This window comes from Streptomyces sp. NK08204 (assembly GCF_020400585.1).
Classification (GTDB): Bacteria; Actinomycetota; Actinomycetes; order Streptomycetales; family Streptomycetaceae; genus Streptomyces.
This window is the reverse complement of record NZ_JAINVF010000010.1, coordinates 169,019-188,105: the sequence shown is the minus strand read 5'-3', so window position 1 is coordinate 188,105 and position 19,087 is coordinate 169,019. Positions and strand designations below refer to the sequence as shown.

Genomic DNA, 19,087 nt, shown 5'->3' with positions numbered 1-19,087 from the left:
TCACTCCTCACGTTCCTTCGAGGTACGCCGGCTCGAGCCGCGTTCGATGTGCTCGTGCTCCCGCTCACGGCGGGAACTGCGCTCGCCCGCGTCGCTTCGGCCCTTCTGGAAGGACTCGGTGAGCGCCTCGACCGCGCCGGTCAGCGCCCCTTTGCTCTTGCCCTGGGCGCCGCTCTCGGTGATGCCCTGAACGACGTCCGTGAGCTGAGCGGGGGCCTTGCGGCCCGACTCCAGATCCAGCCGGTTGGCGGCCTCGGCGAAGCGCAGATAGGTGTCGACGCTGGCCACGACCACGCGTGCGTCGACCTTGATGATCTCGATGCCCACGAGGGACACCCGTGCGAACACGTCTATGACCAGACCTCGGTCGAGGACCAGTTCCACTACGTCGTACAGGGTTCCCGATCCTCGGGCCGGCCCGGCAACGCCACCGCCGCCCTGCGGTACAACAGTCACTGCTCTTTCCTTCGAACGAAGGGGATAGCCGCCCAGTGAGTGCCCTGTGCAGGACCTCTCTAACGTCGGCCCTCTGTTTCGACCTGCGCACGGGTGTAACGACGCACACGCTCGTACGCCATCAGAGTGCCCGCCGGATCCATGACGACCCGGTAGCCGGCCATCACGCTGCTCGTCTGCGGCACGCGCTCCAGCTCCAGGACCTCGACCTGGGCCTCCCAGCCCTGCTCGGTCGGCTTCAGTGCCGAGACCGAGTCCGGAGCCCGGCCCAGCAACTCTCCGAGCTGCTGGATGGCCCTTCGCATGGCATCAGCTGCCGACACCCGCTCCGGGGCGGATTCTTCGCGCGACGGAGTGCGTTCCTGGTTCGGCTCACGGTCGTTCGTGATCAGTCACCTTCTAGCTCTCTGTCAACCATCGACCCTGCTGCCTCTGGGGCACCGGTCGCCTGCCTGACACCGGGTTCCCAGCGGAGCGAGGTCGAACCACGACGAGTCAGCAGGACTTCAGCGGTTACGGCCCGCCATCTGCTCCAGCCGGGTGATGCGGTCCGCCATCGGCGGATGCGTGGAAAACATCCTGGTCAGTCCCTGACCCGGGCGGAAAGGATTCGCGATCATCATGTGGCTCGCGGTCTCGATCCGGGGCTCGGGGGGCAGCGGCAGCTGCTGGGTGCCGATCTCCAGCTTGCGCAGGGCGCTCGCGAGGGCGAGCGGGTCGCCGGTGAGCTGGGCGCCAGAGGCGTCCGCCTGGAACTCCCGGGAGCGGCTGATCGCCAGCTGGATGAGGGTGGCGGCGATCGGCCCCAGAATCATGATCAGCAGCAGGCCGAGCAGACCGGGGCCCTCGTCGTCGTCGGAGCGGCCGACGGGGATCAGCCAGGCGAAGTTGACCAGGAACATGATCACCGAGGCGAGGGCGCCCGCCACCGAGGAGATCAGGATGTCTCTGTTGTAGACATGGCTCAGCTCGTGGCCGATGACACCGCGCAGCTCGCGCTCGTCCAGCAGGCGCAGGATGCCCTCGGTGCAGCACACGGCGGCGTTGCGCGGGTTGCGGCCGGTGGCGAAGGCGTTGGGCGCCTCTGTGGGGGAGATGTACAGGCGGGGCATGGGCTGTCGGGCCTGTGTGGACAGCTCACGCACCATCCGGTAGAGCGCCGGGGCCTCGAACTCACTCACCGGGCGGGCACGCATCGCACGCAGGGCCAGTTTGTCGCTGTTCCAGTACGCGTACGCGTTCGTGCCGAGGGCGATGAACACGGCGACGACCAGCCCGGTGCGCCCGAAGAAGCTGCCGATGACGATGATGAGCGCGGACAGCACCCCGAGGAGTACTGCCGTCCTGAGCCCGTTGTGCCGGCGGTGCACGGTACGCCCTCCAAGTGGTGCGGCAGAGGAACCCTTTGGTCCAGTGGACCCTCCCGATCTGGTCAACGCCATGCGACGGCCGCGAGTTCCCCGGCACCTGCGGCACCGGGCCTCGGCCGTACGGGTGACGTGCTCCGCAGGGGCGAGGCCCGGGTGCTCAGACGCCCGGGTGCTCAGACGCCCCGGGTGCTCAGAACAGGCCGGTCGCCGTGAAGCGCAGCACCAGCTGGGGCGCTCCGGACAGGGCCACGCCGAGGACGCCGGTGACGGCGAGCGCAGCGGTGAGCGGGGCCGGGAGGCGGTGCCGGGCGGGCTCGCCCTCGGGAGCGCGGAAGAGCAGGGCCGTCCACTGGAGGTAGTAGAAGAGAGCGATGACCACGTTCACAGCCATGACGACGGCGAGCCACCCGAGCCCGGCGTCCACGGCGGACGCGAACACGGTGACCTTGGCGAACAGGCCGATGACACCCGGCGGCAGCCCGGCCAGGCACAGCAGGAAGAAGGCCAGGAGCAGGGCGGCCAGCGGGTTCGTGGCGTACAGGCCGCGGTAGTCGCTCACCCGGTTCAGCGACTTCGTACGGCCCACCAGGGCGGCCACCGCGAAGGCTCCGAGGTTCACGGCGGCGTACATGAGGGCGTACGCGACGGTGGAGCCGATCGCCTTCTGGGCGTCCTTGGCGTACCCGGCGGCGGCGATCGGCACCAGGAGGTAGCCGGCCTGGCCGACGGACGACCACGCGAGCAGCCGTACGGCGCTGTACGCGCGCGTGGCCTGCTGGCGCAGGGCGCCGACGTTGCCGACGGTCATGGTGAGGGCGGCCAGGGCGGCGAGCGCGGGCCCCCAGACGTCCGCGTACGACGGGAACGCGACGACGGTGACGAGGATCAGGCCGGAGAAGCCGACCGCCTTGCCGACGACCGACAGGTAGGCGGCGATCGGCAGCGGTGCGCCCACATAGGTGTCGGGCACCCAGAAGTGGAACGGGACGGCGGCCGTCTTGAAGGCGAAGCCGATGAGGGTGAGGACGACACCGGTCTGGGCGAGGGTGTGAAGCTGCCCGTCGACGTGCGGGAGGCGCTGGGCGACCTGGGTGAGGTACAGGGTGCCCGTGGAGGCGTAGACGAAGCTCACCCCCATCAGGCTCACCGCGGTGGCGGTGACCGAGGACAGGAAGAACTTCAGAGCCGCTTCGGAGGAGCGCTTGTCGCCGTGCCGGATGCCGACGAGGGCGAAGGCGGGCAGGGAGGCGACCTCCAGGGCGACGATCAGGGTGGCCAGGTCGCGGGAGGCGGGCAGCAGGGCGGCGCCGGCCGCGGAGGAGAGCAGCAGGAACCAGTACTCGCCCGCCGGGATCCGCCGCTGCTCGTCCGTCAGGGTCGTCATCGACAGCAGGGCGGCCAGCAGGGCACCGGCGAGCACCAGGAACTGGATCACGAGGGCGAACCGGTCCGCCGTGTAACTGCACGCGTGCGTGCCGTTCACGCAGAAGGTGCTGCGGTCGCCGTCCCGGATCGGCAGCAGCAGGAGAGCCGCGACGGCCAGTGCGGCGACGGAGATCCAGCCGAGGACGGCCTTCTTGGCCTCGGGCACGAACAGGTCGGCGACGAGGACGACCAGGGCCACGACGGCCGCCGTGGCGGGCGGGGCGACGGCGAGCCAGTCGACGGACTGGACCAGCGACGCGGCCAGGGGCTGGGCCAGGGCGCTCATCGGGTGCCTCCTGCGAGGAGCTGGTGCACGGCCGGGTCGGTCAGGCCGAGCAGCGCCCTCGGCCACAGTCCGGCGACGACGGTGAGGGCGACGAGCGGGGTCCAGGCGGCGAACTCGTACCCGTACACATCTGCGAGCCGCGGGGTCTGCTCCGGCAGGGCGCCCATGCAGACCCGGCGGACCACGACCAGCATGTACGCGGCCGTCAGCAGGGTGCCGAACGCGCCGATCGCCATGAAGGTGAGGAACGCGGGCCGGCTGAGGCCGGCAGCGGGTTCGAACGCGCCGAACAGGGCCAGCATCTCGCCCCAGAACCCGGCGAGGCCGGGCAGTCCGAGCGAGGCGACGGCGCCGAAGGCGAGCAGCCCGCCCAGGCGCGGGGCCTTGGCGTAGAGGGCGGCGCCGGTTTGGACCTGATCCGGTGCGGCGGAGCCGCTCGTCGAGGGGTGGTGGTCGGGCGACGCGAGGGAGAGGGTGTCGAGCTCCGTGCTGCCGGTGCGGTCCTTGAGGGCACCGACGAGGAAGAACAGCAGGCCGGTGATGAGGCCGTGGGCGATGTTGGCGAACAGGGCGCCGTTGACGCCGGTCGGGGTCATGGTGGCGATACCGAGCAGCACGAAACCCATGTGGCCCACGGAGGAGTAGGCGATCAGGCGCTTGAGGTCACCCTTCGCACCCTGCCTGGCCAGGGCCAGGCAGGCCAGGGATCCGTAGATGATGCCGACGACGGCGAACGCGGCGAGATACGGGGCGAAGATGTGGAAGCCGTGGGGCGCCACCGGCAGCAGGATGCGCACGAACCCGTACGTGCCCATCTTCAGCAGGACGCCGGCCAGCAGGACCGAACCAACGGTCGGCGCGGCGGTGTGGGCCTCCGGCAGCCAGCTGTGCAGCGGCCACATCGGTGTCTTGACCGCGAGCCCGAGCCCGATCGCCAATACGGCGATGACCTGCACGGATGTGGTCAGCGACCGGCCGTTGTCAGTGGCGAGTGCCACCATGTCGAACGTGCCCGCCTTGATCCCGATCAGGAGCAGGCCGAGCAGCATGACGACGGAGCCGAGCAGCGTGAAGAGGATGAACTTCCACGCGGCCCGGGTGCGGCCCTCGCCGCCCCAGCGGGCGATGAGGAAGTACATCGGGACGAGCACCATCTCGAACGCGAGGAAGAACAGCAGCAGGTCGAGGACGGCGAAGGTGGCGAGGGTGCCGGACTCCAGCACGAGCAGCAGCGCGACGAACGCCTTCGGGGACGGACCCGACGGCATCTTGAAGTAGGAGTACAGCGCGCACAGGAAGGTCAGCAGCGCGGTCAGGACCAGAAGGGGCAGGGAGATGCCGTCGATGCCGAGGTGGATCCGCACGTCGAGTGCGGGGATCCAGCTGATGTCGGTCGTGGCCTGCATCCTCGACGGGTGGCCGTGGTCGAAGCCGAGCGCGAGGACGACCGCGGCGACGAGGACCGCGCCGGTCACGGTCACGCCGTGGCGCAGCACGGCCTGCTCGGGTGACTTCCCCTTCAGTCCGGGCGGGGCGGGCAGGAGGGCGGCGACGGCTCCGAGGAGCGGGCCGACTACGACGAACGCCAGAAGAAACTGCATCACGGACTCGCTGATATCGATCACGCCTGCTCACGCTCCCGTGGCGACGAGGACGACGACGACCGCCAGGACGACGGTGCCGGCGAGCAGCGCGCTCACGTAGGTCTGCACATTGCCGGTCTGGGCGCGCCGTACGGCGGCCCCGAGCAGCCGGGGTAGCGCGGCTGCGCCGTGGACGTAGGTGTCGACGACCTCGCGGTCGAGGAACCGGACGAGGCTCGCCCCCGCCTGGACCGGACGGACGAAGAGTGCCGAGTACACGGCGTCCAGGTGGAAGCCGACGACCGCGTGCCGGTACAGCGGGCCGAGCAGCAGCCGTCCGGGGTCCGCCGGGTCGGGGGCGGAGGCCAGGTCGCCGTAGGCGGGTCCGTGGCTGGCGATGGCCTCGGCCTCGACCAGCCCGGCGTCGCCCTCGGGGTGGGCGGCGACGGCACCCAGAGGGACGCGGGCGGCGAACGCGGTGGCGCGCTGCCAGATGCCGTAGGTGAGCAGCCCGCCCACCGCGGCCAGGCCCGTGCCCAGGACGGAGGTGAGCAGGGTCGGGGTCAGGTCGCGGCCGTCGAACCAGTCGGGCAGCACACGGTAGGCGAGCCCGCCGAAGGCGAGGGACGGGACGGCCAGGACCCACAGCACCACGGTCATCGTCAGCGGCTGCTTTCCGTGGTCGGGGGCCTCGGCGCCCCGGCCGCGGAAGGCGAGCAGCCACAGCCGGGTGGCGTACGCGGCGGTGAGAAACGCGGTGAGGAGACCGGCGACGAGGACGATCCAGCCCGCGCCGCCGGGGGCGTGCCCGGTGGGGCCGGTGGCCGTGCGCTCGGCGGCGCCGAGGACGGACTCCTTGGAGAAGAAGCCGCTGAAGGGCGGGATCGCGGCGAGCGCGAGGAGCGCCACGGTCATCGTCCAGTAGGCGTCCGGGATCCGGTCGCGCAGGCCGTGCATGCGGGACATGGCGGCCAGCGAGTTGGTGCCGGCGGCGTGGATGATCACGCCGGCCGCGAGGAACAGCAGCGCCTTGAAGGCGCCGTGCGAGAGGAGGTGGAAGACGGCGGCACCGCGGTCGCCGACGGCGAGGGCGCCTGTCATGTAGCCGAGCTGGCCGATCGTCGAGTAGGCGAGGACGCGCTTGATGTCGTCCTGGGCCAGCGCGGCGAGCGCCGAGCCGGTCATCGTGACGGCGGCCATGACGGCCATGACCACCATCGCGGCCGAGGAGGCCTCGAAGACCGGGAGGAGACGGGCGACGAAGTAGACACCGGCGGCGACCATCGTCGCGGCGTGGATCAGCGCCGAGACGGGCGTCGGGCCCGCCATCGCGTCCGGGAGCCAGGTGTGCAGCGGGAACTGCGCCGACTTGCCCGCCACGCCCGCGAGCAGCAGCAGGGCGATCAGGGTCGGGTGGTGCAGGCCGCCGCTCGCGACGGCGCCGAGGACGCGCGTGATGCGGAACGATCCGGCATCGGTGCCGAGGGCGAACAGGCCGATCAGGAACGGCACGTCGCCGAGCTTGGTGACCAGGAAGGCCTTCAGCGAGGCGGCACGGGCCTCGGGGGTCTCCCAGTAGTGGCCGACCAGGAAGTAGGAGCAGATGCCCATGACCTCCCAGCCGACCAGCAGCACGATCAGGTCGCCGGAGTAGACGACCAGGAGCATCGCGGAGGTGAACAGGGAGACGAGCGCGGCGTAGGAGGGGTAGCGCGGGTCCTCACGCAGGTAGCCCGTCGAGTAGATCTGCACGCAGGTCGCGACGAAGGCGACCAGGACGGCGACGAGCGCGGCGAAGCCGTCGATGTGCAGGGCCAGCTCGACCGGGATCGATCCGGTGGGCGTCAGCTCCGTGTGGGCGTCGACGGCCTGCCCGCCGCCCTGGCGTGCGGCGACCAGCGCGGCAAGGACCAGCGCGGTGCAGGCCGGCAGCACGGCGAGCGGGCGGACGAACGCGGGAGCGGTGCGGCCGAGCAGCAGGCCGGCCGTGGCGCCCAGGAACGGCAGAAGGGGGACGAGGAGGGCCAGGGTGGTCGTGGTCACGCGTTGGCCTCAGCCTTCTCGGCCGCGGAGGTGTCGCCGTCGTCGGGGCCTTCGTCCTCGTGGCCCTCGGCGCTGTCGCGGAGCTTGTCGATGTCGGAGGTGCCGCGGTTGCGGTGGACGGCGAGGACGATCGCCAGGCCGATGCCGATCTCGGCGGCGGCGATGGCGATGGTGAACAGGGTCAGCGCCTGGCCGGAGTGCAGGGTCTCCACGGCGGCCCGGCTGAGCCAGACGTCGAAGGCGACCAGGTTGAGGTTGACGGCGTTGAGCATCAGCTCGACCGACATCAGGACCAGGATCGCGTTGCGCCGGGCGAGGACGCCGTACAGGCCGGTGCCGAACAGGAGCGCGGAGAGGACTGCGGGATAGGCGAGGTGCATCTCAGCGGGCGCCTTCCTGCGCGGACGAACTCTTTCGGGTGACCGAGGCGGACGGGGAACTCCCGGTGGGAGTCAGGGCGTTGTCAGCGCGAGGGGGTTGCTCCGCCTTCGCCTTGCGGGACAGGACGATCGCGCCGACCAGTGCCGCGAGGAGCAGGACGGACAGGGCCTCGAAGGGCAGGACCCAGGTCCGGAACAGGCTCTCGCCGGTGACGCGGGTGCTGCCGGCGGCCGGGCCGTCGAGGTCGATCCAGGTCGTGCGGAAGGCGTCCACGACGACCCACACCAGGGCCCCTGTGGCGGCCACGGCGACGGTCAGGGCGGCCCAGCGGTTGCCGGAGTCGGCGTCCGGGGAGCGCCCGATCGGGGCCTTGGTGAGCATCAGACCGAACAGGAGGAGGACGACGACGGAACCTACGTAGATCAGGACCTGCACCCAGGCGATGAACTCCGCCGTGAGCAGCAGGTACTCGACGGCGAGGCCGCCGAGGGCGACGACGAGCCACAGGGCGGCGTGCACGAGCTGCTTCGTGGTCACGGTCACCAGCGCGGCACCGAAGGTGGCCAGCCCGACGAGCAGGAAGGCGATCTCGACGCCGGTCGGGGACAGGAAGCCGTGGCTGTGCGCGGCGGCGGTCGTCGTGGGGTGTGCCGCGACAGCGGCTGCGGCGAGGCTCACGACTCCCCCTCCTGAGTTTCGGCTCGCGTGGCCGCCAGTTTCTCGGCGGTCTTGCGAGCAGCGGCGACCTCCTTCGGCTCCTCCGCGCCGGGGTCCAGGGCGGGCGGCGCAGGGACGGTCCACATCCACTCGCGGAGCTTGTCGCGCTCATGGGTGAGGTCGCGGATGTCGGTCTCGGCGTACTCGAACTCCGGCGACCAGAACAGCGCGTCGAAAGGACAGACCTCGATGCAGATACCGCAGTACATGCACAAGGAGAAGTCGATCGCGAACCGGTCGAGGACATTACGGCTGCGCTCACGGCCACCGGGGGCGGCGGGCGGCACCGTCTCCTTGTGCGAGTCGATGTAGATGCACCAGTCCGGGCACTCGCGGGCGCAGAGCATGCAGACCGTGCAGTTCTCCTCGAACAGTCCGATCACGCCCCGGGTGCGGGGCGGCAGGTCGGGCAGGGCGTCCGGGTACTGCTCGGTGACGTGCTTCCTCGTCATCGTGCGGAGGGTGACGGCCAGACCCTTGGCCAGGCCGGAGCCGGGGATGGGGGCCATGGTTACGAGATCACCACCTTGACGACGCCGGTGAGGGCGATCTGAGCGAGGGAGAGGGGGACGAGGAGCGTCCAGGAGAGCTTCTGCAGCTGGTCCTCGCGCAGGCGGGGATAGGTCACGCGGAGCCAGATGACGAGGAAGGCGAGGATCGCGGCCTTCAGCAGGGTCCACAGCCAGCCCAGGCCGTCGGTGCCCCACGGGCCGTGCCAGCCGCCCAGGAAGAGGACGGTGGTCAGGCCGCACAGCACGACGATGCCGGCGTACTCGGCCAGCAGGAACAGCGCGAACCGCAGGCCGGTGTACTCGGTGTACGCGCCGAAGATGATCTCGGAGTCGGCTACCGGCATGTCGAAGGGCGGGCGCTGCAGCTCGGCGAGGCCGGCGACGAAGAAGACCACCGCGCCCACGATCTGCCAGGGCACCCACCACCAGTGGAAGGCCTGGAGGATGCCGGGCAGGGAGACCGTGCCGGCCGCCATCGCGACGGAGGCCGCGGCGAGCAGCATCGGAAGCTCGTAGGCGAGCAGCTGGGCGGCCGTGCGCAGGCCGCCGAGCAGGGAGAACTTGTTCGCGCTGGCCCAACCGGCCATGAGCGAGCCGAGGACGCCCACGCCCATCACGGCGAGGACGAAGAAGACACCCGCGTCCAGGGCCTGCCCGACAGCGCCCTTGCTCGGCCCGATCGGGATGGCGAGCAGGACCAGCAGGTACGGCAGCAGGGCCACGGCGGGCGCCAGCTGGAAGACGCGGCGGTCGGCGCCCGCCGGGACCACGTCCTCCTTCTGGGCGAACTTCACCCCGTCGGCGAGCAACTGGGCCCAGCCGTGGAACCCACCGGCGTACATCGGGCCGAGACGGCCCTGCATATGGGCCATCACCTTGTGTTCGGTCTGGCCCACGATGAGGGGGAAGGTGAGAAAGACGACGAACACGACCACAAGTCGCAGGGCGACGTCCAGCGCGTCGTTCACTGCGGTCCTCCTGCGGGCTCGTCGGGGGTCGGGGTCTCGGTTTCGGGTGTCCGGTCCTCAGATGCCGGCGCGGCCTCGGAAGCGGGGACTTCCGGCGGAGCGGCGTCCGCATCGGCGGCGTCGGGGCGCTGCTGCGCTTTCCGCTCCGGCTCGTCCTTCCGTCCGGGCTCGTCCTTCCGTCCGGGCTCGTCCTTCCGTTCCGGCTCGTCGAAAGCCGGGCGGGCGTGGTGCCAGGGGGCGTCCGCGCTGCGGGCTGCGGTACCCCGCGGGGCCGGCCGGGCGGACCTTGGCGGCGCAGGGGTCTCAGGGGTGACCCCGGTTTCAGGGGTGACCGGGGCCTCGGCGCGTTGCGAGGCCGAGCCCTCCGAGGCGCTGCGGGCACGCCGGGGCCCCGAGGGAGCCGCAGCCGCCGGCTCCGAGGCCGCGGCCGGCTCCGCTCGCTGTGAGGCCGAACCCTCGCTCGCGCTGCGCGACCGGCGCGCGCCGGGCGTCCGGGCGCCGGAGACCTCGCCCGTTTCGGCCTCGCGCCGGCTCGCCGTGCCCTCCGAAGCGCTGCGGGAACGGCGTGGAGCGCCTGCGGCCGGCACCGGAGTGTCGCCGGGAGGGGTGGTGTCCGGCGTGGTCCCGGCCGTCTGGCTCACCGAGCCCTGCGCTGCCGTGCGGGCGCGTCGTACCGGACGCTCCCCCGCAGCCGCGCGCTCGCCGGCCGCCCGTGCCGGGCGTTCCCCCGCCGCACGTCCCGCGGCGCGGGCCGGGCGGGCCGGGGCGGGTGGGAGTTGGCCCTTGAGCGGGCCCCATTCGTTCGGGTCGGGGACGCCCGGGGGCAGCATCTGGCGGCGCTTCGGGCCGCCGTGCTCCGATTCGCCGGGTTCCTTGGCGCCGGGCCAGGCCTTGGCCACGCGGGCGGCGAGGACGAAGTCCTTGCGCAGGGGGTGGCCCTCGAAGGTCTCCGGGAGGAGGAGGTGCTCCAGTCCCGGGTGGCCCTCGAACACCACGCCGAACATTTCATGGGTCTCGCGCTCGTGCCAGGCCGCGCCGGCGTAGACGCCGACGGCGGAGGGCAGCGTCGGGGCGTCGTGCGGGACGGTCGTGCGCACGAGCAGACGGCGGACCGGGTACAGGGCGACGACATGGGCGGAGACACAAAAGCCCGTGCCCGGTTCGTCGACCGCGCTCAGCCAGTCGAAGTAGCTGCACGACAGGGTCGTACGGGCCGTCTCCAGGGCGGTGATCCAGGAGGACGGAGGGACGTCCACCGTCAGGACGCCGTAGGACTCCTCGGCGGTGGCCTGAGCGCCGAAGAGTTCCTCGGTGGGGGCGGGCAGCCAGCCGACCGTGCTCATCGGGCGCCCCCCTCGGCGGGCGGCGGCGGGGGCTGGACCAGGCCGCTCTGCAGGGCGGCGGCGGAGGGCCGGGCGGCTGAACCGTTGCCGTAGCGCTCGCCCAGGGACTCCTGGGCGATCTTCTCCTGGAGCTTGAGGATGCCCTGGAGCAGCGCCTCGGGGCGCGGCGGGCAGCCGGGGACGTAGACGTCGACCGGGATGATCTGGTCGACGCCCTTGGTGACGGAGTACGAGTCCCAGTAGGGGCCGCCGCAGTTGGAGCAGGCGCCGAAGGAGATGACGTACTTCGGCTCGGGCATCTGCTCGTACAGGCGCTTCACGGCCGGGGCCATCTTGTCCGTCACCGTGCCAGAGACGACCATCAGGTCGGCCTGGCGCGGGCCCGGCGCGAAGGGGATGACGCCGAGGCGGATGAAGTCGTGGCGGGCCATCGACGCGGCGATGAACTCGATCGCGCAGCAGGCGAGGCCGAAGTTGAAGACCCACAGCGAGTACCGGCGGCCCCAGTTCAGGACCACCTTCATCGGCTCGGGAGCCAGGCGCGCGAGGGCGCCCAGCCGCTGTGGCCGGGGAAGCAGCACGGGCTCCGGGGCAGACGGGTTCACGTCCATGTCAGGACGCCCTTCTTGTATGCGTACAGCAGGCCTACGGCGAGGAAGCCCAGGAAAACGAACATCTCCACGAGGGTCGTCGCGCCGTATCCGGGAGCGGCGAAGATCGTCGCCCAAGGGAAGAGGAAGATCGAGTCGACCGCGAAGATCACGTACAGGAAGGCGTAGACGTAGTAGCGGACCTGGGTGTGCGCCCAGCCCTCGCCCACCGGGTCGACGCCGCACTCGTAGGTCAGGAGTTTCTCAGGGGTGGGCACCACCGGGCGCAGCAGGCGTCCTGCCCCGAAGGCGACCGCGACGAAGAGCACGCCGACGACGGCGAGCAGCCCCACGGCCGAGTAGGACCGGAAGTATCCGGCCGCGACGTCCGCCGCGGCGAGCGTCGTGCCCCCCAACGTCTCCCGCACCGTCCGTCCCTCGCTCTCCGACCTTGTGCCCTTGTGACCTTGGTGAACTCCGTGATCCCACGCAATTTCAAGGATCCGTACGCACGGGAGTCTAGGCCCTGATAAAGAGACGGTAAGCAGCCCGTCGCGCCGTGAGACTCGGCCCGTGGCCCCTGGTGGCGTCGACGGTGACGGTGACGGCCGCCCGCTGGTGGGGTTTTCCCCCGGATCCGGAGGGCGGCGCACCACATGGCGCAGGCGGTGGCGGGCAGGGCAGGCTGGCCGCCATGACCGCTCCCACGCCCGCCACCGACCGGGCCGACGGCACCGACCGTCCGCCTGCGGCCCGGTTCGCCTACGACGCGCACACCTGGAAGGAGATCGTGCATCTCCTGCTGAACCTGCCGTCAGCGCTGTTCGGCTTCGTCTACGTGTGCACGACCCTGTTCACCAGCGCGCTGCTCACGCTCACGGTGGTCGGGCTGCCGCTGCTCGCGCTGTGCCTGCTGGGCGCCCGGCAGCTGGGGAAGCTGGAGCGGCTGCGGGCCCGGGCACTGCTCGGTGTGCGGGTGGAGGAGCCCAGTCCGCTGCGGGGCGCCGGGCGCGGGAGCCCGCTGCAGCGGCTGTGGATGGCGCTGAAGGATCCGGTGGGCTGGCGGACCCTGCTGTACGACTTCATCCGGCTGCCCTGGGGCGTCCTCACCTTCTGCACGGTGCTGACCTCGCTGTTCGTGCTGTGGCCGGTGTTGCCGTTCATCGCGCGGGGCCTGGCGAACGTGGACCGGGCGATGGTGCGCGGCTTGCTGTCGCCGTCGGACGAGCTGGAACGCCGGATCGCCGAACTGGAGTCGGACCGGGGGGTCGTGGTCGACACGGCCGCCGCCGACCTGCGGCGCATCGAGCGCGACCTGCACGACGGCGCCCAGGCCAGGCTGGTCAGCCTGGCGATGGGGCTCGGCCTGGCCAAGGAGAAGCTGCTGGAGGACCCCGACGCGGCCGCGGTGATGGTGGATGAGGCGCACGGCGAGGTGAAGCTGGCGCTCCAGGAGCTGCGTGACCTCGCCCGCGGCATCCATCCTGCCGTCCTGACCGACCGCGGCCTGGACGCGGCACTGTCCGCCGTCGCCTCCCGCTGCGCCGTCCCGGTGCGGGTCGAGGTGGACCTGCCGGCCCGGCCGGCCCCGGCCATCGAGGGCATCGCCTACTTCACGGTCTCCGAGCTGCTGCAGAACATCAGCAAGCACAGCGGGGCGCGGTCCGCCTCCGTCGACGTGTGGCGCACGGACGACCGGCTGTTCATCGAGGTCCGCGACGACGGCCGCGGCGGCGCACGGCTGGACGGCGGCACCGGGATGCGGGGACTGGCGGAACGGCTGGGCGCGGTCGACGGCCTGTTCGTCGTCGACTCGCCGTCCGGCGGCCCGACCGTGGTCACGGCGGAACTGCCGTGGCGGGACCGGACGGAACCCTAGGCTGCCGGCCGGCGGGCACCGGGGGTGGGGAAAACCCCCGGTCCAGGAGGCCGACGGCCTCCATGGTCCGCGGACCCGCCGCGCAGCAGGCTGGAGACGGAGGTACAGCGGCACCGGCAGGTCTTCCCGCCGGTCGGACGAGGAGAGCGGGACGACACCGATGACCACGGAGCACGGGCAGGGGTACGGCCACGGCCACGACGGGTACGGCCGCGAGGCGTACGGCCACGACGACGAACCGCGCCCCCTCCTGTCCCCCGCCCTGCGCGCCCCGTTCCAGGCGCGCGCCTGGCGTGAGTTCGGCTACGTGCTGCTGAGTCTGCCGGTCGCGATCGTGCTGTTCACCTGGACGGTGACGATGGTGTCGCTCGGAGCGGGCCTGCTCGTGACCTTCCTCGGCATCCCGGTGCTCGCGGCGGCGCTCGCCGGCTGCCGGGGCTTCGGCGCGCTGGAACGGGCGCGGGCGCGCGGGCTGCTGCGCCTGGACGTGGCGGAGCCGGAGCCGCTGCGGATGCGGGCGCCGGGCGTGCCGGCGTGGATCGGCGCGGTCCTCAAGAGCGGCACGTCCTGGCGGAACATGTTGTACGCGCTGGTTCAGTTCCCGTGGGCGGTGTTCTCGTTCCCCGTCGCGGTGACCTTCTGGACCTGCGGCTGGTCGCTGCTGACCTACCCGCTGTGGTTCTGGGTGCTTCCGATGTACGCGGGCCAGGGCGGTCTGCAGGTCTACGACGACGCACACCACCAGATCTATCTCGACAACCCGTTCGAGATCAGCGTGACCGCGCTGGTCGGACTGCTGTTCACGCTGGCCACGCCGTGGATCGTGCGGGCGCTGACGACGGTGGACAGGCTCCTGGTGCGCGGGCTGCTCGGGCCGTCACGGCTGTCGGAGCGGGTGGTCGAGCTGGAGTCGGACCGGGGGGTCGTGGTCGACACGGCCGCCGCCGACCTGCGGCGCATCGAGCGCGACCTGCACGACGGCGCCCAGGCCAGGCTGGTCAGCCTCGCGATGGACCTGGGGCTGGCCAAGGAGAAGCTCAGGGAGGACCCGGGCGAGGCGGCGCGGATGGTGGAGGAGGCGCACGGCGAGGTGAAGACGGCGCTCCAGGAGCTGCGTGACCTCGCCCGCGGCATCCATCCTGCCGTCCTGACCGACCGCGGCCTGGACGCGGCACTGTCCGCCGTCGCCTCCCGCTGCGCCGTCCCGGTGCGGGTCGAGGTGGACCTGCCGGCCCGGCCGGCCCCGGCCATCGAGGGCATCGCCTACTTCACGGTCTCCGAGCTGCTCCAGAACGTCACCAAGCACAGCCGCGCCCGGTCCGCCACGGTGGACGTGTGGCGCGTGGAGGACCGGCTGATGCTCCAGGTGGCCGACGACGGCGTGGGCGGTGCGGACGCGTCCACGGGCTCGGGTCTGGCCGGACTCGCCGGGCGTCTGAACGCGGTGGACGGCGTTCTGGTCGTCGACTCGCCGGCGGGCGGCCCCACCCGGGTGATCGCCGAACTGCCCTGGCGCGGCTGCGGCGCCTGACGACGGCCGACGCGCGTCAGGCCACAACCGTACAGATCGTCCACTTTCGCCCCTCCCCTGATCTCCCGCTCGAGCGTGTCACGATGCCGGTCCTGGAATGCTGGTGCCCCGTAGGACGGTTGCCGTGGAAGGAACTGGGAGAAGGATCGGCTTGTGGGGGACCGGGAGATCGTGGAGAACAGGGTGCGGGTGGTCATCGCCGAGGACTCGGTGCTGCTCCGGGAGGGCCTGACCCGGCTGCTGACCGACCTGGGACACGAGGTCGTGGCGGGCGTCGGTGACGCGGAGGCCCTGCTGAGGACGATCGCCGACCTCGACGCCCAGGGCGCGCTGCCCGACGTGGTGGTCGCCGACGTGCGGATGCCGCCGACCCACACCGACGAGGGCGTGCGGGCGGCCGTACGGCTGCGCAAGGCCTATCCGCAGCTCGGCGTGCTGGTGCTGTCCCAGTACGTGGAGGAGCGCTACGCCACCGAACTGCTGGCCGGTTCCACCCGGGGCGTGGGCTATCTGCTCAAGGACCGGGTCGCCGAGGTGCGGGAGTTCGTCGACGCGGTGGTGCGGGTGGCCGGGGGCGGTACGGCACTGGACCCGGAGGTCGTCGCACAGCTGCTCGGCCGGAGCCGCAAGCAGGACGCGCTGGCCGGGCTCACGCCACGCGAGCGCGAGGTCCTCGGCCTGATGGCGGAGGGCCGCACGAACTCGGCCGTCGCCAGACAGCTGGTGGTCAGCGACGGGGCCGTGGAGAAGCACGTCAGCAACATCTTCCTGAAGCTCGGCCTTTCCCAGAGTGAGGGGGATCACCGGCGTGTTCTCGCCGTTCTGACCTATCTCAAGTCCTGATGCTGACACTCTGTCAACAGCAGGCCGACGCGCGACGCCGTCTCAGAAAGCCGTCCACCATGCGGATGGCCTCGGGAAGGCGACCCTAACCGACGTAGGGTTGATCCTGGGATGGTCCGTGGGACGACCACGCCCGGACAGCCGCCTCGAAGGAGGTCCAGTTCAGTGACCAGCCAGGTCAGCAGCCCAGCCGAACAGGCCGACGCAGCCGTCGTCGGTGAGCAGCGCAAACCGGGCGGAGCCAAGGACGTACGTCGCCTCGACCGGGTGATCATCCGGTTCGCAGGAGACTCGGGTGACGGCATGCAACTCACCGGCGACCGGTTCACCTCGGAGACCGCGACCTTCGGGAACGACCTCTCCACCCTCCCGAACTTCCCGGCCGAGATCCGTGCTCCCGCCGGCACCCTGCCCGGCGTCTCCTCGTTCCAGCTCCACTTCGCCGACCACGACATCCTCACCCCGGGCGACGCTCCGAACGTGCTGGTCGCGATGAACCCCGCCGCGCTGAAAGCCAACATCGGCGACCTTCCGCGCGGCGCCGAGATCATCGTCAACACGGACGAGTTCACCAAGCGGGCCCTGCAGAAGGTCGGCTACGCGGCCTCCCCGCTGGAGGACGGCTCCCTGGACGGCTACAACCTCCACCCGGTGCCCCTGACCACGCTGACGGTGGAGGCGCTGAAGGAGTTCGACCTGTCCCGCAAGGAGGCCGAGCGCAGCAAGAACATGTTCGCGCTCGGGCTGCTGAGCTGGATGTACCACCGGCCCACCGAGGGCACCGAGAAGTTCCTGAGGTCGAAGTTCGCCAAGAAGCCCCACATCGCGGAGGCGAACATCGCCGCGTTCCGGGCGGGCTGGAACTTCGGCGAGACGACGGAGGACTTCGCCGTCTCCTACGAGGTCGCCCCGGCCGCGCAGGCGTTCCCGGTGGGCACCTACCGGAACATCTCCGGCAACCTCGCCCTGGCCTACGGCCTGGTCACCGCGTCCCGGCAGGCGGACCTGCCGCTGTTCCTGGGCTCGTACCCGATCACCCCGGCCTCGGACATCCTGCACGAGCTGAGCAAGCACAAGAACTTCGGCGTGCGCACCTTCCAGGCCGAGGACGAGATCGCCGGCATCGGCGCCGCTCTGGGTGCCGCCTTCGGCGGATCCCTCGCGGTGACCACGACGAGCGGCCCCGGCCTCGCGCTCAAGAGCGAGACGATCGGCCTCGCGGTCTCGCTGGAGCTGCCCCTGCTGGTCGTCGACATCCAGCGCGGCGGGCCGTCGACGGGTCTGCCCACCAAGACCGAGCAGGCCGACCTGCTCCAGGCGATGTTCGGCCGCAACGGCGAGGCACCGGTCCCGGTGGTCGCTCCCAAGACCCCCGCCGACTGCTTCGACGCGGCCCTGGACGCGGCCCGGATCGCACTGACGTACCGGACGCCGGTGCTCCTGCTCTCCGACGGCTACCTGGCCAACGGCTCCGAACCGTGGCGCATCCCGGATCTGGACGAGTTGCCGGACCTGCGCGTCCAGTTCGCCTCCGGCCCGAACCACACCCTGGACGACGGCACCGAGGTCTTCTGGCCCTACAAGCGGGACCCGCAGACCCTGGCCCGCCCCTGGGCCATCCCGGGCACCCCCGGCCTGGAGCACCGCATCGGCGGCATCGAGAAGCAGGACGGCACCGGCAACATCTCCTACGACCCGGCCAACCACGACTTCATGGTCCGCACCCGGCAGGCCAAGATCGACGGCATCACCGTGCCCGACCTCGAGGTCGACGACGTGCAGGGCGCCCGGACCCTGGTGCTCGGCTGGGGTTCCACCTACGGGCCCATCACGGCGGCGGTACGGCGGCTGCGCGCGGCCGGAGAACTGATCGCACAGGCCCACCTGCGCCACCTCAACCCCTTCCCGGCCAACCTCGGCAGTGTGCTCGGGCAGTACGACAAGGTCGTCATCCCCGAGATGAACCTCGGCCAGCTCGCCACCCTGATCCGGGCGAAGTACCTGGTCGACGCGGACTCGTACAACCAGGTCAACGGCATGCCGTTCAAGGCGGAACAGCTCGCCACCGCGCTCAAGGAGGCCATCCATGACTGACGCCGCCAACGGGCTGCTCCAGCTGGTCCCCAAGGCCGAGGCCAAACAGTCCATGAAGGACTTCAAGACCGACCAGGAGGTGCGATGGTGCCCCGGGTGCGGTGACTACGCGATCCTGGCGGCCGTCCAGGGCTTCATGCCCGAACTGGGACTGGCCCGGGAGAACATCGTCTTCGTCTCCGGGATCGGCTGCTCCTCCCGCTTCCCGTACTACATGAACACGTACGGGATGCACTCCATCCACGGCCGCGCCCCCGCCATCGCCACCGGCCTGGCCTCCTCCCGCCGCGACCTGAGCGTGTGGGTGGTCACCGGCGACGGCGACGCGCTGTCCATCGGCGGCAACCACCTGATCCACGCGTTGCGCCGCAACGTCAACCTGAAGATCCTGCTGTTCAACAACCGCATCTACGGGCTGACCAAGGGCCAGTACTCCCCGACCTCCGAGGTCGGCAAGGTCACCAAGTCCACGCCGATGGGCTCCCTGGACGCCCCCTTCAACCCGGTGTCGCTGGCGATCGGCGCGGAGGCCTCCTTCGTGGCCCGCACCATCGACTCCGACCGCAAGCACCTCACCGAGGTGCTGCGCGCCGCCGCCGACCACCCGGGCACCGCGCTGATCGAGATCTACCAGAACTGCAACATCTTCAACGACGGCGCCTTCGACGCCCTCAAGGACCGGCAGCAGGCCGAGGAGGCGCTGATCCGGCTGGAGCACGGGCAGCCGATCCGGTTCGGTGCAGACGGCGCGCGCGGTGTCGTACGCGACCGGCAGACCGGTGATCTGCAGGTGGTGACGGTGACGCCGGAGAACGAGGCGGACATCCTGGTGCACGACGCGCACGCCGCGTCGCCCACCACGGCCTTCGCCCTGTCCCGGCTGGCCGACCCGGACACCCTGCACCACACCCCGATCGGTGTGTTCCGCTCCGTCGAGCGGCCGGTCTACGACACCCAGATGGCCGAGCAGCTCGACACGGCGATCGAGCAGCGCGGCAAGGGCGACCTGGCCGCGCTGCTGGCCGGCGGCGACACCTGGACGGTCGTCGGCTGACACCCGGCTCGG

18 protein-coding genes are annotated in these 19,087 nt (G+C 71.2%); 5 read left to right on the top strand and 13 right to left on the bottom strand.

Translation table 11 applies throughout. The features are described 5' to 3' along the window. The 13 genes from K7G59_RS18155 to K7G59_RS18095 all read right to left on the bottom strand — a co-directional run bounded on the left by K7G59_RS18155 (position 1) and on the right by K7G59_RS18095 (position 12,102). Positions 1-456 (bottom strand): gas vesicle structural protein GvpA, encoded by a 456-nt coding sequence (locus tag K7G59_RS18155; RefSeq protein WP_225835450.1) that lies wholly within the window; start codon positions 454-456, stop codon positions 1-3. Positions 457-515: 59 nt separating this feature from the next. Continuing rightward, the gene (locus K7G59_RS18150) at positions 516-845 is read right to left on the bottom strand and encodes a gas vesicle protein (protein ID WP_225835560.1); all 330 of its coding nucleotides are present in this window, start codon (positions 843-845) and stop codon (positions 516-518) included. Positions 846-962: 117 nt separating this feature from the next. Continuing rightward, entirely contained in the window at positions 963-1,826 is an 864-nt protein-coding gene (gene htpX, locus K7G59_RS18145; protein WP_225835448.1) for a zinc metalloprotease HtpX, read from the bottom strand. 190 nt (positions 1,827-2,016) lie between these two features. After that, positions 2,017-3,537 carry an NADH-quinone oxidoreductase subunit N gene (locus tag K7G59_RS18140; protein WP_225835446.1) on the bottom strand — a complete coding sequence of 507 codons (1,521 nt, stop codon included), beginning with the start codon at positions 3,535-3,537 and terminating at the stop codon, positions 2,017-2,019. Further along, positions 3,534-5,162, bottom strand: coding sequence for an NADH-quinone oxidoreductase subunit M (locus K7G59_RS18135; RefSeq protein WP_225835445.1), 1,629 nt, complete (start codon positions 5,160-5,162; stop codon positions 3,534-3,536). Before K7G59_RS18135 ends, K7G59_RS18140 begins: the two co-directional genes overlap by 4 nt. Positions 5,163-5,168: 6 nt before the next feature. Beyond that, positions 5,169-7,163, bottom strand: a complete 1,995-nt coding sequence (locus tag K7G59_RS18130) for an NADH-quinone oxidoreductase subunit L (protein WP_225835444.1) — start codon at positions 7,161-7,163, stop codon at positions 5,169-5,171. Further along, positions 7,160-7,543, bottom strand: a complete 384-nt coding sequence (gene nuoK / locus K7G59_RS18125) for an NADH-quinone oxidoreductase subunit NuoK (RefSeq protein WP_225835442.1) — start codon at positions 7,541-7,543, stop codon at positions 7,160-7,162. The genes K7G59_RS18130 and nuoK overlap by 4 nt, the downstream gene beginning before the upstream one ends. Position 7,544: 1 nt before the next feature. Beyond that, the gene (locus K7G59_RS18120; RefSeq protein ID WP_225835441.1) at positions 7,545-8,222 is read right to left on the bottom strand and encodes an NADH-quinone oxidoreductase subunit J; all 678 of its coding nucleotides are present in this window, start codon (positions 8,220-8,222) and stop codon (positions 7,545-7,547) included. Beyond that, positions 8,219-8,770: an NADH-quinone oxidoreductase subunit I gene (locus tag K7G59_RS18115; protein ID WP_225835440.1), complete on the bottom strand. Its 552-nt coding sequence runs from the start codon at positions 8,768-8,770 to the stop codon at positions 8,219-8,221. The genes K7G59_RS18120 and K7G59_RS18115 overlap by 4 nt, the downstream gene beginning before the upstream one ends. A 2-nt stretch (positions 8,771-8,772) precedes the next feature. Beyond that, positions 8,773-9,741, bottom strand: coding sequence for a complex I subunit 1 family protein (locus K7G59_RS18110; RefSeq protein ID WP_225835439.1), 969 nt, complete (start codon positions 9,739-9,741; stop codon positions 8,773-8,775). After that, on the bottom strand, positions 9,738-11,084 hold the full coding sequence (locus tag K7G59_RS18105) for an NADH-quinone oxidoreductase subunit C (RefSeq protein ID WP_225835438.1): 1,347 nt from the start codon (positions 11,082-11,084) through the stop codon (positions 9,738-9,740). Before K7G59_RS18105 ends, K7G59_RS18110 begins: the two co-directional genes overlap by 4 nt. After that, positions 11,081-11,695, bottom strand: a complete 615-nt coding sequence (locus tag K7G59_RS18100) for an NADH-quinone oxidoreductase subunit B (RefSeq protein WP_225835437.1) — start codon at positions 11,693-11,695, stop codon at positions 11,081-11,083. The genes K7G59_RS18105 and K7G59_RS18100 overlap by 4 nt, the downstream gene beginning before the upstream one ends. Continuing rightward, entirely contained in the window at positions 11,686-12,102 is a 417-nt protein-coding gene (locus K7G59_RS18095) for an NADH-quinone oxidoreductase subunit A (protein WP_225835436.1), read from the bottom strand. Before K7G59_RS18095 ends, K7G59_RS18100 begins: the two co-directional genes overlap by 10 nt. Positions 12,103-12,368: 266 nt before the next feature. Here K7G59_RS18095 and K7G59_RS18090 point away from each other — a divergent pair, with 266 nt between their 5' ends. From K7G59_RS18090 to K7G59_RS18070, 5 genes are all read left to right on the top strand, one after another. Next, entirely contained in the window at positions 12,369-13,553 is a 1,185-nt protein-coding gene (locus K7G59_RS18090) for a sensor histidine kinase (RefSeq protein ID WP_225835435.1), read from the top strand. A 160-nt stretch (positions 13,554-13,713) separates the two neighbouring features. Next, on the top strand, positions 13,714-15,084 hold the full coding sequence (locus K7G59_RS18085) for a sensor histidine kinase (protein ID WP_225835434.1): 1,371 nt from the start codon (positions 13,714-13,716) through the stop codon (positions 15,082-15,084). A 183-nt stretch (positions 15,085-15,267) separates the two neighbouring features. Next, positions 15,268-15,927, top strand: a complete 660-nt coding sequence (locus K7G59_RS18080; RefSeq protein ID WP_225835557.1) for a response regulator transcription factor — start codon at positions 15,268-15,270, stop codon at positions 15,925-15,927. 165 nt (positions 15,928-16,092) lie between these two features. After that, positions 16,093-18,021 carry a 2-oxoacid:acceptor oxidoreductase subunit alpha gene (locus K7G59_RS18075; protein ID WP_225835433.1) on the top strand — a complete coding sequence of 643 codons (1,929 nt, stop codon included), beginning with the start codon at positions 16,093-16,095 and terminating at the stop codon, positions 18,019-18,021. Then, positions 18,014-19,075, top strand: a complete 1,062-nt coding sequence (locus tag K7G59_RS18070; RefSeq protein ID WP_225835432.1) for a 2-oxoacid:ferredoxin oxidoreductase subunit beta — start codon at positions 18,014-18,016, stop codon at positions 19,073-19,075. Before K7G59_RS18075 ends, K7G59_RS18070 begins: the two co-directional genes overlap by 8 nt. Positions 19,076-19,087 lie beyond the last annotated feature (12 nt).